The organism is Bradyrhizobium sp. SZCCHNRI3043 (genome assembly GCF_032377735.1).
In the GTDB taxonomy this organism is placed as follows: domain Bacteria; phylum Pseudomonadota; class Alphaproteobacteria; order Rhizobiales; family Xanthobacteraceae; genus Bradyrhizobium.
The window spans coordinates 64,321-79,951 of sequence record NZ_JAUHID010000024.1; the positions used below are offsets into that span (position 1 = coordinate 64,321).

General features: G+C 66.9%; 14 protein-coding genes. 6 read left to right on the top strand and 8 right to left on the bottom strand.

Annotated elements, in window-relative coordinates; all coding sequences use genetic code 11:
• The first annotated feature begins 238 nt into the window (after positions 1-238).
• Positions 239-1,750 (top strand): hypothetical protein, encoded by a 1,512-nt coding sequence (locus tag QX124_RS29105; protein WP_315798997.1) that lies wholly within the window; start codon positions 239-241, stop codon positions 1,748-1,750.
• On the top strand, positions 1,747-3,243 hold the full coding sequence (locus QX124_RS29110) for a hypothetical protein (RefSeq protein ID WP_315798998.1): 1,497 nt from the start codon (positions 1,747-1,749) through the stop codon (positions 3,241-3,243). The genes QX124_RS29105 and QX124_RS29110 overlap by 4 nt, the downstream gene beginning before the upstream one ends.
• Before the next feature lie 6 nt (positions 3,244-3,249).
• Here QX124_RS29110 and QX124_RS29115 read toward each other — a convergent pair whose 3' ends face one another.
• The 3 genes from QX124_RS29115 to QX124_RS29125 all read right to left on the bottom strand — a co-directional run bounded on the left by QX124_RS29115 (position 3,250) and on the right by QX124_RS29125 (position 6,006).
• Entirely contained in the window at positions 3,250-4,509 is a 1,260-nt protein-coding gene (locus QX124_RS29115) for an Hsp70 family protein (protein ID WP_315798999.1), read from the bottom strand.
• Between the two features lie 713 nt (positions 4,510-5,222).
• On the bottom strand, positions 5,223-5,567 hold the full coding sequence (locus QX124_RS29120; RefSeq protein ID WP_315799000.1) for a hypothetical protein: 345 nt from the start codon (positions 5,565-5,567) through the stop codon (positions 5,223-5,225).
• A 94-nt stretch (positions 5,568-5,661) separates the two neighbouring features.
• On the bottom strand, positions 5,662-6,006 hold the full coding sequence (locus QX124_RS29125; RefSeq protein ID WP_315799001.1) for a hypothetical protein: 345 nt from the start codon (positions 6,004-6,006) through the stop codon (positions 5,662-5,664).
• A gap of 169 nt (positions 6,007-6,175) precedes the next feature.
• Between QX124_RS29125 and QX124_RS29130 the strand changes: the two genes are divergently transcribed.
• From QX124_RS29130 to QX124_RS29140, 3 genes are all read left to right on the top strand, one after another.
• On the top strand, positions 6,176-6,418 hold the full coding sequence (locus tag QX124_RS29130) for a hypothetical protein (RefSeq protein ID WP_315799002.1): 243 nt from the start codon (positions 6,176-6,178) through the stop codon (positions 6,416-6,418).
• 485 nt (positions 6,419-6,903) lie between these two features.
• Positions 6,904-8,115: an APC family permease gene (locus QX124_RS29135; RefSeq protein WP_315799003.1), complete on the top strand. Its 1,212-nt coding sequence runs from the start codon at positions 6,904-6,906 to the stop codon at positions 8,113-8,115.
• 88 nt (positions 8,116-8,203) lie between these two features.
• Positions 8,204-9,493, top strand: coding sequence for an MgtC/SapB family protein (locus tag QX124_RS29140; RefSeq protein WP_315799004.1), 1,290 nt, complete (start codon positions 8,204-8,206; stop codon positions 9,491-9,493).
• A 20-nt stretch (positions 9,494-9,513) separates the two neighbouring features.
• Here the strand turns inward: QX124_RS29140 and QX124_RS29145 are convergent, their stop codons facing one another.
• The 5 genes from QX124_RS29145 to QX124_RS29165 all read right to left on the bottom strand — a co-directional run bounded on the left by QX124_RS29145 (position 9,514) and on the right by QX124_RS29165 (position 15,431).
• Positions 9,514-11,475 (bottom strand): putative bifunctional diguanylate cyclase/phosphodiesterase, encoded by a 1,962-nt coding sequence (locus tag QX124_RS29145; RefSeq protein ID WP_315783034.1) that lies wholly within the window; start codon positions 11,473-11,475, stop codon positions 9,514-9,516.
• Between the two features lie 275 nt (positions 11,476-11,750).
• Entirely contained in the window at positions 11,751-12,308 is a 558-nt protein-coding gene (locus tag QX124_RS29150) for an HNH endonuclease (RefSeq protein WP_009025578.1), read from the bottom strand.
• 222 nt (positions 12,309-12,530) lie between these two features.
• Positions 12,531-13,502, bottom strand: coding sequence for a peptidyl-alpha-hydroxyglycine alpha-amidating lyase family protein (locus QX124_RS29155; RefSeq protein WP_315799005.1), 972 nt, complete (start codon positions 13,500-13,502; stop codon positions 12,531-12,533).
• A gap of 75 nt (positions 13,503-13,577) precedes the next feature.
• Complete coding sequence (locus tag QX124_RS29160) at positions 13,578-14,669, bottom strand: DUF2855 family protein (protein WP_315799006.1); 1,092 nt, start codon at positions 14,667-14,669, stop codon at positions 13,578-13,580.
• Positions 14,670-14,777: 108 nt separating this feature from the next.
• Positions 14,778-15,431: a DNA-3-methyladenine glycosylase 2 family protein gene (locus tag QX124_RS29165; protein ID WP_315799007.1), complete on the bottom strand. Its 654-nt coding sequence runs from the start codon at positions 15,429-15,431 to the stop codon at positions 14,778-14,780.
• On the opposite strand from QX124_RS29165, the gene QX124_RS29170 reads away from it, so the two are divergent.
• Positions 15,420-15,631 (top strand): glutamate--tRNA ligase family protein (locus QX124_RS29170; protein WP_315799008.1); only part of this gene is annotated, 212 nt, incomplete at its 3' end. The two genes, QX124_RS29165 and QX124_RS29170, sit on opposite strands and share 12 nt — an antisense overlap.

The following is a 15,631-nucleotide window of genomic DNA, read 5'->3' on the forward strand; positions in this document are numbered from 1 at the left end:
GCTCCGCCATTAAGGTTGCCAGGAACTTTCACGCCCGGACTGGAGCCCGATACTTCCACAACGTTGCATTGCAGTGCATGAATCGAGCACACGCAACCTGCGCGAATGCAGCGCGCGTACAACCGTCGCAGGAAACTGCGCCGGCTCGGGCTCAGGGTTGCGCCCGAACGTCAACCATTCGCTTGCCGCGAGATCATCACGCAGATCTTGGGCTGGCGCGATTCGGGGTGTCGTGGACATGAAGCGCAAAGCGGCGGATCGTCAGTTACGTCGTCTGCGGGCGGAGCAGAGCTTCGATCCGCGCACATGGCGCGATCGGCAGCTCGGCCGGGCCGTGCCGTTCTACGGCTCGCAGCTGTTCCAGCTCGGCTGCCCGCCGCTGGCGTCGTTCATCGCCGCGTTCCTCGGCTGCCTGATGACCCTGCATCTGAGTGCAGCCGGGCTGTCGCCGCTGATTGCCTCGGCGGCGGCGGCTTTGCTGCTGTGCGCCTCGCTGATCCTGACACGGACCGCGGATCTGGTGCCGAGCACGTTCTTCTCGTCGGCCTATGGCGGCAGCTTCGTCGGCATGACTCCCGTGGCGCTGTTGAACGCCAGCGTCATCCGCGCCGGCCTGCCGCTCGACGCCGCCTTCGTTCTGCTCTCGCTGTTCTGTGGACTGATGTTCTGTCTGGGCTGCGCGCTCGACATGTGGCTGCGCGGCGGGCTCGCGCGCGGTTATGGCGGACGACTGGGCGCGCTGGCGGCGGTCGCTTCGTTCCTGTTCGTCGGTCTGGCGCCGCTGCTCGGCGCCGAGGGCGAGCTGTTTCCGATCGCGCGCCGCGGCGCCCTGGAGCAGGGGCTCGGCGGCATCGCGCTCACCTTCGCGTTGTGCTCGGTCGGCATGCTGGCGACGATGGCCGCCTTGCGCTGGGCGCCCGTGGCAGGGTCGCGCCGCGCGGTGCGCATCTTCGTTGCGGCGACCGTGGCCTTTGCCGGCCTCGTGGTGCTGCAGCTCCTGCCCAGCGACGCCCCCGATCTCGACGCCTATTCTGCCGGTTGCTTCGTCGGCATGTCGTCGTCGCGGCGGCTGCGCAGCCTGCTGCAGGCGATGGCCGCGGCGGTGCTGCTGACGGCTCTGCTGATCCTCACCGGTCCCATCCTGCCGAGCGTCGGCGGCAGCCTCGGATACATCGCCTTCGTCTCGGTCATCTTCGTGGATGCTGCGGTCCGGCTGTTCGTCGAGGCAGGGGAATCGCCGTGGCAGACCGCCCTCGCCTGGACGCGGGGGCTCGTCGCCACACTCGCTATCTTCGCGGTGCTGCTCTCCAGCGAGCTGATGTTTCAGCGGCCGGTGGCGGAGCCCAACGGTCCGTTCGTGAACGCGGACGGGGCCGCTGCGCCGGCGCGGACCACGATGCCCTCACGTGACGAGGATCGGCGCGACGGCATGGTGCCCGGCGAGCCGGCCTCGGCCGCTGCCGCAGCGCCGGATCTGCCGCTTCAGATCCTGGATCCGCAGGGCGCCAATCCGCTCGCCGCGCGGCCCCCGAGTGGGCCGGCCCAGCAGTCCGCGTCGCCGGCCTCCGCAGGCCCGTCCCGGCGGATCGCTCGCGACGGTCAGGCCGCGGGGCTCCTAGCTGTGCCGCTGAAGCGCCACCAGACGCGGGTGGTGCCGCACGCGACGGCGCGACCGCGCATCGTGGCCCGCCATGAGGTGCAGCCCACGCCGGAGTGGCGGCCGGACCCGTCGACGTTGGCGGGGCCGTGACAGCGGACCGCGATGGCGCGCTCGACCAGTCGTCCGAGCCCGGCTCTCGCCGCTGGCCGCGCCGATTGCTGAATGTCGTGCCGCTGGCCTCGTTCGCCGGTGCCTTTCTCGGCTGTCTGGCGACGCTGCACCTGAGCACGTCGGGTCTGCCCCCGGCGCTCGCGTCGGTCACCGCCACCCTGCTGCTCTGCGCCGGCCTGATCACGGCAAGAACCAGAGATCTGCTGCCGACGACCTTCTCCTCCTCGGTCTATGGCGGCAGCTTCAGCGGGATGACGCCGATCGTTGCGTTGAGCGAGAGCGTGGCGCGGTCGGGGCTTCCGGTCGACAGGTCCTTCCTGCTGCTGTCGCTGTTCTGCGGCCTCGTGTTCTGCAGTGTCTGCGCGCTCGAAATGCGGCTGCGCGTCGTGCTGTTGCGCGGCTATGGCGGGCGCTTCGGCGCGCTCGCGGCGATCGGCTCGTTTCTGTTCCTCAGTCTCGCGCCGCTGCTCGGCGCCGATGGCGTGCCGTTGCGCGTCGCCAGCCTTCAGGGCTTCGATAAGGGTCTCAATCATTCGGTGCTCATGCTGGCGCTGTGCGGCGTCGGAATGGTCGCAACGATGTTCGCGCTGAGGCTGCCGCAGGTCGCGGCCGCAGGGCGGCCGACGCGCATCTTCGTCTCGGCAGCGCTGGCCTGTGCCGGTCTCGTCGTCCTGCAGCAGCTCGTGCCGGACGATGCCCGCCTGTCCGACGCGTATTTTGCCGGTTGTTTCGTCGGCATGTCGTCGCCGCAGCGTTTGCACGGCGTGGTCCAGCCGCTGGTCGCCGCGGTGGCGCTGACCGCGTTGCTGGTCCAGGCGGCGGCGGTCCTGCCCAGCGTCGGCGGCAGCCTCGGCTTCGCGGCCTTTGTCGCGGTGGTCGGCGTCGATGCCGGGCGCCGGATGATCAGCAGCGCCGCGCTGCCGCGCGAGCGTCCTGCGCTGATCTCGCTCGGCAGAAGCCTCGCCGCCGCACTCGCGATTGCGGGCGTGCTGCTGCCGAATGACATGTTCCAGTCGGGGCCGGTCGAGGAGACCACGGGATCGATCGTGCGAGCGGAGACGCCGTCTCAAGCTGCGCCCGCCGTTCAGGCCGAGCCTGTTGCGGCCGAGCCGGCCGCGGCGGCAGTCCCAATCGAAATGCCCGCCGATGCGCCGCCGGCCGCCGAGACGACATCCGACATGGTCCGTCCGGTCGCTCCGCCGGTGCCGAGCGAGCCGCCGCGGCGGCGCCGCGCCAGCCGGCCCGCGGTCGTTGCTCCGCAATCGCGTCCGATCGATCCCGAACCCTGGCGCATCATTCGTGACGGAGAATGGGCGGGTGCGGCGACAACGACGACCAGCCTTCCGCCGGCTCGCGCCAAGCGCAGCCAGGCTCGCGCTCCCGGATCGGCGCCGGCTCCGCCGCGCGCCGCGCCACGGCCGCGGACACTCCGGGTGCAGGACCCGCAGCCCTCGGCGTCGGAACCGCGCTGAGCGGGCTCAGCCGAACTTGCGCCGCGCGTCGAGCGCGAGCCCGATGCCGACGCTGCCGAGCAGGTCGGTCTCCGCGATGCGCGCCGCCGGAAACAGCGCCAGGATCGCCTGACGCAGCGCCGGCACCATGCTCGAGCCGCCGGTGAGGAAGATGGTGTTGATGGAAGCGGCCCCGACGCCGGCATCGTCGAGCAGCTTCGTCACGGTGCCGACGACGCGTTCGACGGAATCGGCGATGGCGCGGTCGAAATCCTTGCGCGTAAAGCGGATGCGGGCCCAGTCGTCCTTCTCCGACAGCACCGAGGTCAGCGACTTCGCCGCGGTCAGCGCGATCTTGGCCTGCTCGACGCCGATCGCAAGCGTATGGCCGCGATGCTCCTCCACCACCTTGATGAAGCGGTCGACCAGATCGCGCCGCTCGGCCTCGTAGCGGATCTGGCGCAGCTCGCCGATGACGCCCCTCTTGTAGAGCTGGTTGATGCGGTGCCAGGTGGCGAGCTCGTGATAATAGGCCGTCGGCAGCTCGCGCTTGCCGTCGGCGGTCCGGCTGCCATAGCCGAGATGCGGCATCACGCTTTTCAGGCTGAGAAGCCGGTCGAAATCGGTGCCGCCGATATGGATGCCGCCATTGGCGAGGATGTCGTCCTCGCGCTGCGCCTTGCTGCGCCGCTCGGGCGAGACGCGCACGATCGAGAAGTCCGAGGTGCCGCCGCCGATGTCGACGATCAGCACCAGCTCCTCGCGGGCGACCTGCTGCTCGTAGTCGAGCGCGGCGGCGATCGGCTCGTATTGGAACGCGATGTGCCTGAAACCCTGGTCGCGCGCGATTCCCTCCAGCGCGCTCTGCGCCTCCGCGTCGGCCGCGTCGTCCTTGTCGACGAAGCGGACGGGACGGCCGAGCACGACCTGATTAATCTCCCTGCCGAGCCGCGTCTCGATCTGCGTCTTCAGATGCGCGAAGAAGAAGCCGAGGATGCCGGCAAACGGCACCGCCTTCTGCCGGATATAGGTCTTCTCGTGAATCAGCGCGGTGCCGAGGATGCTCTTCAGCGCGCGCATGAAGCGGCCGTCGTGGCCGGTCAGATAGCGTTCGATCGCGCTGCGCCCGAACTGGGTGCCGTGATCCTCGAAATCGAAGAACATCGCACTCGGCAAGGTCCGCTGCTCGCCCTCCAGGGGGATGAGCTCTGCGGAGGCGGAATTGCTGAGGCCGACCGTGGTGTTCGAAGTGCCGAAGTCGATGCCACAATGGGCCGCTGCCGCCATGCTCGTCTCGTTTCCGTCCGGGGGGGCGGACCGCTTAGCCGTTCGGCGGCGCGATGTCATCCGCCAATGTGCGGAGCGGTGCGCATGGCAGTCGTCTGGCGGAGAGATGACTGTGCGTCCTGCCTGTCGAAGGTGCAGCCGGGGGCGCTGACGCCCCCGCTGTCCGGTGATCATCCCGCCGGCCTGAACGCCGGTCCCTCGAACCGCAGCCCGGCTGCGCCGCGGATGAGGCGCGCCTCGCCAGCGTCGGCGCCGCGACTCGCGGCGGCACCGCCAGCACACCCGCGCGCACCGGCCGTGGGATAGCCGACCATTCCGCCTCAACCGCCCCTGCGTCGAGCAGCGCGCCCGTGCGTGTGCGTTCTTCAAAGCGATATGGTCGGCCTGCTCACTTGCCAGACGCGCGCACGGGCCGCCGTTGCGGTCGAGATGGGGGCCTCGACGCAGCGTCCGGCGGCAAGGTCGCGCAAGTGTTTGCAGTATCGCTAAACGCTAGCCGTCAGCGCATAGCCGCGCCCTTCGTGCAGGACGATGCCCCGCTCCGCAAGATCGGTGATTGTGCGAATGGCGACGCCGAATAGATCGGCAAGCGCGGCGGCGTCAATGGTCTAAGCCATTTATCCAGTGAAACTTGCTGAAACGACGATGGCTACTACACGAAAGAGGCCACCAATTGAGGCGCTAGCGGATTACTCTCTATCTCAGTTTCTCGTTCAGCGACACCCCACGAGGGTGCAGTCTTGTCCTATGGAATAGCAGGAAGAGCAGCCGGTAATAGCGTGGTTTTCGTCGGGTGGATCGCAGCCAGGAATGCAGTACTCTGGCCCACATGAATAGGTGCAAGTGACTTTCGTCCCATCCTTGGCGCGCGCCAACATTCGGCGAACTTTATCGAACTGTTTGGGATTGAAGCGTCGAATCGGTGTTGCTTTTCCTTCGTCCTTTTTCAGGAATGATTGATTCGTAAATTCCACCGCCTGACTGGATCGGTTGCCCTGCGCAAAAGCCGGAAATGCAAATGAAACTGCTACAAGAGCGAGCAACCCCAACCGTGTCATTGCTCTCATCCTCTCTAGTGAAAGACAGTAACTCTAATCGTAGTAGCAGAATTTATTTATTGCAACCAATTCGATCAGAGCCAGTCGCTATGGGTCAAAAACCGGCCATCGCCGATATTCCGCTAAGTGGGTGTGAGGATCGGATCGATCCGGAAATCTCGAGGATCGAGCGATATTTCGCGACTCGCCCCATCCCCCGCATCTGGCGCGCCCGATCGGGGCCGTGCCAGAAAGCCCTGATCTCGTCCTCGGAAAGGACACGTGTGCGCGGATGCTCGGAGTCGAGCTTCGGCAGGTTGACGCAAGGGCTGGCGGTCACGTAGTCGCGGCCGGCCTCGACTGCCCAATTGAACAGCCCGGAGTCGGCGCGCCGCATGTGGCGGGCATTAGCGATGGACGGAACGCTGAGCTCGCCTGCCACGATGTCGTTCGACAGCATTGCTTGGTGACTTCGCTGGCGATCTTCTTGCCGAGCCGGCGACCGATGAAGCGCCGCAGATGGCCGGTGACGTTCTCCCAGGTTTCGATCCGGGGCCGCATTTCCCCGTCCGGCTTCGGATTGGCGTCTTCATCCACTCGATCGCTCCTCGATAATCTCGTCGACGGTCTTGCCGCTGCGCCTTCTGCTGCCGCAAACCCTCTGCAACGTTCTCGCCGTTGCCGATCCTGGTTTTCAGGGCATAGACCTCGGTGCGGGCATGTTCGACCGCGAAGGTTTCGGGGTAATAGACGCCGAGCCATTGCGCGCGCTTGCCAGCGGGTTCGATGGTGGTGGTAATGTCCATTGCGGTTTCGGCTCCTTAAGGGTTGAGCCCAAGGGGCTCGGCTTTGAGGCTTTCAGTTTGTTGTGAGGGCACTGAAAGGCTTGGGGCCGGGCCCTAGATTTGGCGAAACCCGCAGAAACAGCCCGCTACAGGCTAGTCCAAAGGCGCTTGCTTTAAAGGGTTTTCTTAGTCTCGGCGCGTTTCACCGAATGCGAAAATATAGCCGCGTGGTCCTGGCGCCCCGATGCTGGCGTCAAGTTCGCAATAATGGTCGTGCGATGACATTCGCGCGTCGTTGCGGAGGGGAGTTCGATCAGCACGGCTCGGGCGGATTGCGCCGCGGGAGCGCGGACGCGTGTCTTGGCAGACGCATGTGCACGAACGCTATTTGGCGCCGGTGCGTCAGCGACGCGCCTTGTCCTGACGGGCGGCCGAATGCCGCAGCCCAGAGAGTCTCGCGCGTGTCCCGGTTGACCGAGATCAAGAGCGCTCGCGCTTGCTCCCTTAAGCCCCTACAACTCTGTTATTCGTTGTGATCAAGAATGGACGTCGTGGTGCCGCAAGATCCAATCGTGCCTCCATCTGGCTTGCGGCGGCGGCTCGGACTGCCGCTGCTGGTCCTCTATGGCACGGGCGTAACCGTCGGAGCCGGCATCTACGTCCTGATCGGCGCGGTCGCCGGTCATGCGGGAGTCCATTCCTCCTGGGCCTTTGCGCTGGCGGCGTTCGTGATGGCGTTCACCGCCGCCTCCTATGCCGAGCTTGCGACCCGCTATCCCGTGAGCGCCGGCGAAGCCGCCTATGCCCGCGCGGCATTCAAGTCGCGGCTGTTGTCGACGGCGGTCGGCTCGCTGCGGCTCGCCACCGGCATCATTGCGGCGGCCGCGGTGACGCTCGGCGGCGCCGGCTACATCCGGCAACTGATCGATCTGCCGACGCCGTTGATCGCGATGGCAATCGTGGTCGCGCTCGGCATGGTCGCGTCCTGGGGCATTCTCGAATCGGTGATGCTCGCCGGACTGCTGACCTTGATCGAGACCGGCGGACTGGTGTGGATCGTCGTCTCGGCCGTTCACTCCGGCGTCGCGTTCGGCCCTGCCTTGCTGACGCCGCCGCCGCTCGATCTCGGCGTTCTCTCAGGCATCACGTTCGCCGGCCTGCTCGCGTTCTTCGCCTTCGTCGGCTTCGAGGACCTCGCCAACGTCGTGGAAGAGGCCAAGAGCCCGCAGCGAAGCATTCCGTGGGCGATGGCGCTCACGCTGCTGATCACCACGGTGCTCTATGTGCTGATTGCAGCGATTGCGGTGACCGCCGTGCCGCCGGAGACGCTGTCGGCCTCTTCCGCGCCGCTCAGCGTGGTGTTCAATGCCGTAGCGGGCATCAGTCCGGCGACCTTCAATGCGATCGCGATCGTGTCCACGCTCAACACCATTCTCGCCCAGATGACGATGACGGCTCGCGTCGTCTACGGCATGGCGGGGCAGGGCGACCTGCCGCGCATCGCCGGCCGGGTCGATCCGCGTACCGGAACGCCGCTGATCGCAACCGGGCTCGTCATGCTGGCGGTCGCGGTTCTCGCGCTGGCCTTCCCGCTGGAGCGGCTGGCGGAAGGCACCTCGCTCGCGACGCTGACGATCTTTGCGATCGTCAACCTGTGCCTGCTTCGTATTCGCATCCGGCGCATTGGATCGGATGCCGCCCATGTGCGGGTGCCGCTATGGGTCCCTGCGCTCGGTCTCATCACGTGTATGCTGATGATCGTCAGCGCGTTCGTCGCGCCTTGAGCGTACCGATGGGAACCCTCGTGCCGAAGTATCGCGTTTCCCGATGTCCCCCGGCGCTGGCCTGGCGGTGTGATGCAGGACCGTGTCGATGCCGGATGTCATGAGCCTCAGTCCCGCGATCATCGCGATCGTCGTTGCGCTCGGCATCGGACTGCTGATCGGCCTCGAGCGCGAGCGCCGCAAGGGCGAGGGGCCCGGACGCTCGCCCGCCGGCTTGCGGACCTTTGCCGTGGCGTCGCTTGCCGGTGCGATCGGCATGCTGATCGGCGGCAAGGTGCTGTTGGCCGTCGTCACCACTGGAATCATGGTCCTCACCGCGATCGCCTATTGGCGTTCGCACAGCGACGATCCGGGACTGACGTCGGAGGCGGCGCTGATCCTGACCGTCCTGCTCGGCGGTCTCGCCACCGAGCAACCGGCTCTGGCGGCGGGCGTCGCCGTCGTGCTGGCGGTGCTGCTGGCGGCCCGGCCGGTGCTGCACGACTTCGTCCGTTCGGTGCTCAGCGAGAGCGAGCTCAAGGACGGCCTGATCTTTGCCGCGGCCACGCTGGTCGTGCTGCCGCTGCTCCCGGATCAGCCGATCGGTCCGTACGGCGCGCTCAATCTGCGCGGCATCTGGACGCTCGTCGTCCTGATGATGGCGATCGGTGCCGCCGGACATGTCTCGATGCGTCTGCTCGGCGCACGCGGCGGGCTCGCCGTATCCGGCTTCGCCTCGGGCTTCGTCTCCAGCACGGCCACGATCGGCGCGATGGGCGCGCGGGCGCGCAAGGCGCCGGAGCTCGGCGGCGCCGCGGCGGCGGGCGCGACATTGTCGACCGTCGCGACCATCGCCCAGCTCGCCGCGGTGCTGGCCGTCACCAGCCTGCCGGCGCTGCAGGCGCTGCTGGTTCCGCTGCTATGCGCCGGCGCGGCGGCGGCGATCTACGGTGCGATCTTCACGATCGTCGGGTTGCGGCAGAGCGGCTCCGCCGATCTGCCGCCCGGACACGCCTTCAGCCTGCCGGGCGCGCTGTTGCTGGCGCTGACGATCTCTGCGGTGTTGGTGCTGTCGGCCGCGTTGCGCGAGGCGTTCGGCGAAGCCGGCCTGGTGGCGAGCGCCGCCGTCGCCGGTCTCGTCGATACCCATGCGCCGGCGGTGGCCGCGGCTGCGCTTGCCGCGTCGGGCAAGATCGGCGCCGCCGATGCCGTGGCTCCGGTGCTCGCGGCGCTGTCGGCGAACACGATCAGCAAGATCGTGGTGGCGTGGACCAGCGGCGGGTCGTCCTTCGCCCTGCGCCTCGTTCCCGGACTCGTCCTCGTCATCGCCGCCGCGTGGGCCGGCGCCTTCGGACCGAGCCTTGCCCATGGTCTTGCCGATGTGCTGGTCCATCCGTGAGCGCGACGTCCGCGCCGCACCTACGCGCTGCGCGGCAAGCGCTCGACCGCGGCAGCAGCACCGCTGCGATGCTGGACGAGCCACGCGATGGCGTCGTCCTCCTTCATCGGCTTGCCATACAGCCAGCCCTGTCCATAGGAGCAGCCGAGCATGCGAAGGCACTCGGCGTCCGCCTCGCTCTCGACGCCCTCGGCGATCATGCGGTGGCCGAGCGGCAGCGCCACCGCGGTGATGGCGGCGACGAGCTGCTGATCCCGTCGATTGCCGGCGATGCCGTGGATGAAGGAGCGGTCGACCTTGATGGTGTCGATCTCGACCGCCATCAGGTTGGCAATCGAGGAATGGCCGACGCCGAAATCGTCGATCGCAAGACCAAAGCCGTATTGGTCGATCAGCTTCAATTCGTCGGCGCAGCGCTTGGGGTCGAACATCGCCTCTTCGGTCACCTCGATCTCGATCCGGTGGGGATCGACGCCGTAGCGCTCGGAGACGGTCTTGAGGGTCTGCGCCGGCGAGTGAAGCGGGAATTCCCGCGGCGAGACGTTGATCGATACCCGGATGCCGTGCGCCTTCTTGCGGTCGAGCGCGCGCAGGAACGCGCAGACGCGCTCGCCCACGAACTCCGTGAGCTGGCCGGACAGGCGCAATCGGATCGCTGCGGACACGATGTCCGGCGGCGGGATCAGTCCGGCGCTCGGGTGCTTCCAGCGCAGCAGCGCCTCGAACCCGATGACCTCCTGCGTGGCCATCGCGACCTGGGGCTGGAATTCGACGTGGAGCTCGCGGCGGGCCAGCGCGGCGGGGAGCTCCGCATCGAGCCGGCGCTGCAGCGTCAGCTCGGACTGCATCTTGGCGTCGAACACGCGCATGCAGCCGCGACCGTCGTCCTTGGCGCGATACAGCGCGACGTCGGCGCGGGCGGAGAGCTCTTCCAGATCGATCGAGCCTTCCGCATGCGCCGCGATGCCGATCGAGCAGCTGACGGGCAGCACCTGGCCCGCGATCGCGAGCGGCTGCGTGAGGGCGGCCATCAGCCATTCGGCGAGTGCGACGGATCGGCTCGCGACATCGTCACCCTGCATGACGACCACGAACTCGTCGCCGCCCAGGCGAACCGGCAGATCGTCGGCGTGGCAGGCGGACTGCAGCAGGGTGGCCACTGCCTGGATGACCCGGTCGCCGGCGTCGTGGCCGCGCGTATCGTTGATGGTCTTGAAGTTGTCGACGTCGATCAGGAGGAATGCGACCCCGCGTCCGGAACGGCAGGCCGCGGCGGCCACGGTGCGGAAGTGACTGCGATTGGCGAGCCCGGTGAGCGAGTCCGTGCGAACCAGGCGCTCCAGGGCGTGGTTGGCCTCGGCGACGGATTCCGCCAGCACCGTCGCCTCGATGGCGGTATTCTGGCTCGCAATGAAGTTGCGCTCGCCGAGCCGCGATGCGCGGAACAGCATGAAGGTCAGGAATGCGACGTCGACCGCAACGATGTAGTCGACGTCGCTGCCCGAGATCAGCATCCGCAACACGGTCGAGCCCATCAGCGGCGCGCCGAAGGCGATCGCCATCGGCGAATAAGCAAGACTCTGGATGATGGCGCCGGTGGTGGTGCCGGCCATGATGAAGACGACGTCGTTGACGTTGTGCGCGCGGGAGAAGGCCGGCAGTGCGAGCGGGACGATCGCCCACAGCACTCCGCTGGCGAAAGCCATGATGGTGAGATTGCGCAGCACGCGCCGTGGATCGCGCTCGATCCGTCCGGAAGACTTCAGGTACGACACCCATCCAGCGCGGAGCGCCGCGAAGGTGATGGCGGCTGCCAGCCACCAGAAGATGAGCGTGCCCCCCTCTCTGAGATACAGCAACAGCGCCAGCGACGTTGCGATCGCCACATTGGCGAACAGCGTCAGGGAAATGTTCTGCAGCGAGCTCGCTGCCTGGGCTTTCGCGAGCGCCGCCGCTTTGCACTCGGTGATTGCGGTCTGCATGCGCGGAACGGACGGCCCTGCTGAATCGGTGACGGAAGCGGGCAGCCATGGCGGCGCCCAACGCGGCGACGCAGGAGCATGCTGAACAGGGGCCTAAGGTGGGGTTAATCCAGCCCATTATACCGCCGGACGGCCGAGCCATTCGGCGAGCCGTCTGGCCGATCGAGCCGGTGGTCGTCGACGTCGGACATCGATCACCCCCAGCCGGCACGGCCGTGCGAGCGCGCTTCCGCCATTTCACAGAGGTCCAACGACGACGACAAAGCGCCGATCCGCTACGGATCGAGCTCGGTGTCCCAATAGAGATAGTCGAGCCAGCTGTCGTGCAGGTAGTTCGGCGGAAACAGCCGGCCGTTGCGATGGAGCTGGTGGACGGTCGGCGCGTAGGGCGCCTGCTTGGGGAACATCTTGGCCTGCTGCGGGGTCAGATTGCCCTTCTTCAGATTGCAGGGCGAGCAGGCGGCGACGACGTTTTCCCAGGTGGTCTGGCCACCCTTGCTGCGGGGAATGACGTGGTCGAAGGTCAGGTCGTCGCCGGAGTGGCAGTACTGGCAGGCGAAGCGGTCGCGAAGGAAGACGTTGAAGCGGGTGAAGGCCGGATGCGTCGTCGGCTTCACGAAGGATTTCAGCGAAACCACGCTGGGCAGCTGGATCTCGAAGGAGGGACTTCGGATCGCTCTGTCGTAGTACTCGACAATATTGACGCGATCGAGGAACACCGCCTTGATCGCGTCTTGCCACGACCAGAGAGACAGTGGGTAATAACTCAGCGGCCGGAAGTCCGCGTTCAGCACCAACACCGGCCAACCGCCTTGCGAGACATGTGCGTTCAAGTAACGCTCCTGGCCTCCATAACGGCTGCGAAGCAGCATGCCCTCACATACTACATGCAGCGTGACGGGATTGTGAAGCCCCAAGAATGGCTTGACACGGCTTCTCCCGTCTTTCGAGGCGGCGCCCGAAAGGCGTCAAAACGGCGGCAGAGCGGTTTGCAGCTGCACTGCAAATCAGTCGCAGATCTGCGGTCGCCGCCCCAACTGGCTGGCGAGGCGTCGTCAGGCCTGGACACGCTCCAGCTTCTGCAGGCAGCGGTGGATGTTGACCTCGGCGGGCATCGGCCGGTCCGGGAAGCTTGTGCTCCAATTGGTGACGCCGACCTCGCCGACATAGATGTCGCCGCGGCTGTCGATCGCGAGGCCGTGCGGCGCCAGGAAACGGCCGGTTTCCAGGCCCGGGCCGTGCTCGCCGCCCAGCCGCGCCAGCCGCTGACCGCCAGCATCCGTGATGGTCAGGCGAGGGCCGAGATTGGGGACGTTGAGGTTGACCGGCATGCCCGGACCGAGCTCACCGATGATGAAGGTCCTGCGCCCCGCGCCGCAGGCGCACAGCGCGCAGGGCCGGTGCAGATTGTTCCACTGCGTCTCGTAGCGGCCGTCGCCGTCGAAGATCTGGATGCGGTGGTTCTCGCGATCGGCGACGTAGACGAAGCCATCGGCATCGGTCGCGATGTTGTGAACGATGTTGAACTGGCCGGGATCCGAGCCTGGCTCGCCCCAGCTGCGGATCAATCTGCCGTCGGGCGTGTATTTGTGGACCCGCGCATTGCCATAGCCATCGGAGACGTAGATCTCGCCCGAGGGCGACAGCGCCGTGTGGGTGCAGCGGTTGAACGGCTCGCCGCTCATGAATGGGGTCGGGTGCTCCGGCAGGCCGATGGTCAGCAGCAACCTGCCGTCAGGGGGGCACTTGCGCACCGTGTGGTCGCCATCGTCGGTGCAGTACAGATTGTCGTCGCTGTCGATCGACAGGCCGTGGGCGCGGCTGAACAGGCCCTCGCCCCAGCTCTTGATGAAATTGCCGTCGCGGTCGAACACGATCATCGGATGGGTGCCGCGGTTGAAGGCGTAGACGCGGTCCTTGCTATCCACGGCAACCGAGGCGACGTCGGTCAGCGCCCAGCCCTCGGGCAGCCTGGCCCAGTCCTTGACGACGCGATAGGTGAAATTGCCCGTTCCGAGAATGGACATCGCCTCGCCTCCCTGCCTCCGTGCAACCTCAGTCCTGGCAACGCTACACGGCTTTGGTCGCGGGTGAAAACCTGGTTACGTCGCCATCGTCAGCATGTGGCCCTGATGCGGCGGAATATGACCTTGCAAGGTGTCGAGATAGACGCGCTGCACGGCCTCCGGTCCGCGTCCTTCCGTGATCGTGAGCCAGCCGTCGAGCCGCGGAGCGAAGTCCCGCCACGCCGCGCCGAGCCGCGCCTCGATGCCGCCCGGTCCCCATTCCTTGGCGCGCTTCCTGATCTGGTCAGGCGCGAAGAACCAGGTGGGCCGGGCGCCGGAAAGCGTCTCGACATCATCGCTGCCGTCCTGATGCGTCAGGCCGATGCGGCCGGAATAGACCAGGTTGTCGCCGTAGTGTCGATGCAGCGCGGCGCGCAGACTGGCATTGCCGGCCATGTCGACGAACGCCGCGCGCGACGTCGCGTCGAGCATGTCGACCGCATCGTAGGTCACGACTTCGTCATAGCAGCCGAGCGAGCGGACGAAGGCTGCATTCGATGGCGAGGTCAGCCCGATCACGCGGATGCGCTTGCGCTGCGTATGCAAGAGGTGGGCGAGGCCGAACGCGGTCTTGCTCGAGGCCGAGGACAGGATGACGGTCGTTGCGCCGAAATGGGCCTGTTCGGCGAGAAAGTCATCGACCAGGAACGACAGCATGAACAGCGGGCGCAGCAGGGCCTGATAATCGCCTTGCCGTCCGGCAAAGGCGGGATCGTCGCCGACCCGCGCATAGGCGTTGTAGACCGGCGCGACGCCCTGCCGGTGCGCGGCCGCGTCGCGCAGGCCGCGCTTGCCGACATCGGCGGCCTCGATGACGAGATGCGTCGCCATCGGGAAGTAGCCGAACAGGCGCTCGCCTTTGGCGACGGCAGGATGGCGGGAGGCGATCACGTCGCCGAAGCCCCACACGGGAATGATGCCGAAGCCGTCGGGCGCAGGAAACAGTTGCCAATATTTCAACTGCTCGCCGAGCAGCGCGTAGGTGATGTTGTTGGCGGTGAAGGCGAAGCGGTCGACCTTCACCAGCAGCGCCTCGGCGGGAAGCGCGGCGCCATCGGGAAGCTCGGTGACGATCGTCTTGCACTGCTGCAGATCGCTGCGTGCGACGATGAAATCGGACGATTGCATGATGAAGACCCCGGCCATGCGATGATGTGCGTCGTGGTGCGATCCTGGCCGACATCGATGACCGTTTTGCAACCCCAACTTTGTTTGAAACGGCGTTCACCGGAGTTGTTAGTTCGCCGATGCGATGACGCCCTCGCGCTTCTTGACCTCGCGGTAATAGCTCCACCACAGGTGCGCCGCCGCGCCGCGCAGTGGGCGCCACGATTCGGCCAGCGGCATCATCTGCTTGGCCGTAGGCCGCGCCGCAAGGCCGAGCCCGACCTTGACCGCCTCCTGCACGGCGAGGTCGCCGGCCGGCCAGGCATCGCCATGGCCGAGGCAGAACAGCAGGTAGACGTCGGCGGTCCACGGTCCGATGCCGGGCAGGGTCGTCAAGGTGGCGTGGGCCGCATCGGCGTCCTCATTGGCGAGCACGTCGAGATTGAGCCGCCCGGCGCCAAGCTCGCGCGCGATGTGCTTCAGCGTCTTGATCTTGGCCGCAGAGAGACCGAGCCGTCCCAGCCGGTCGGCGCGGGCGCGGCGGATGGCGTCGGCATCGAACGGATCGAATGCCGCCTGCAGCCGGCCCCAGATCGCGGCCGCGCTGGCGGTCGACAGTTGCTGGCCGCAGACGATGTGCGCGATCCCGGCAAAGCCTGGCTCGCGCCGCCGCAGCGCCGGCATGCCGGCGGCGGCGAGGATCGGCGCCAGCCGCGCGTCCTGCTTCACCAGGTCGCGGATCGCATCCTCGAGGATGTCCTGGCTATCGAGGTGAAGGGTCATCTCAGTGCGACCTTTTCCATTGTCATGCGCGGGCTTGACCCGCGTATCCATCTCGGATCGAACGAGCCCGCGAAGAATGATCGTCGGACCACGCCAGCTCAAGTCCGGCAAGGACGAGATGACATGCCACCCGTTTTCCGATTCGCCCCCAGCCCGAACGGCTATCTGCATCTCGGCCACGCTTTTTCGGCGCTGTTGAA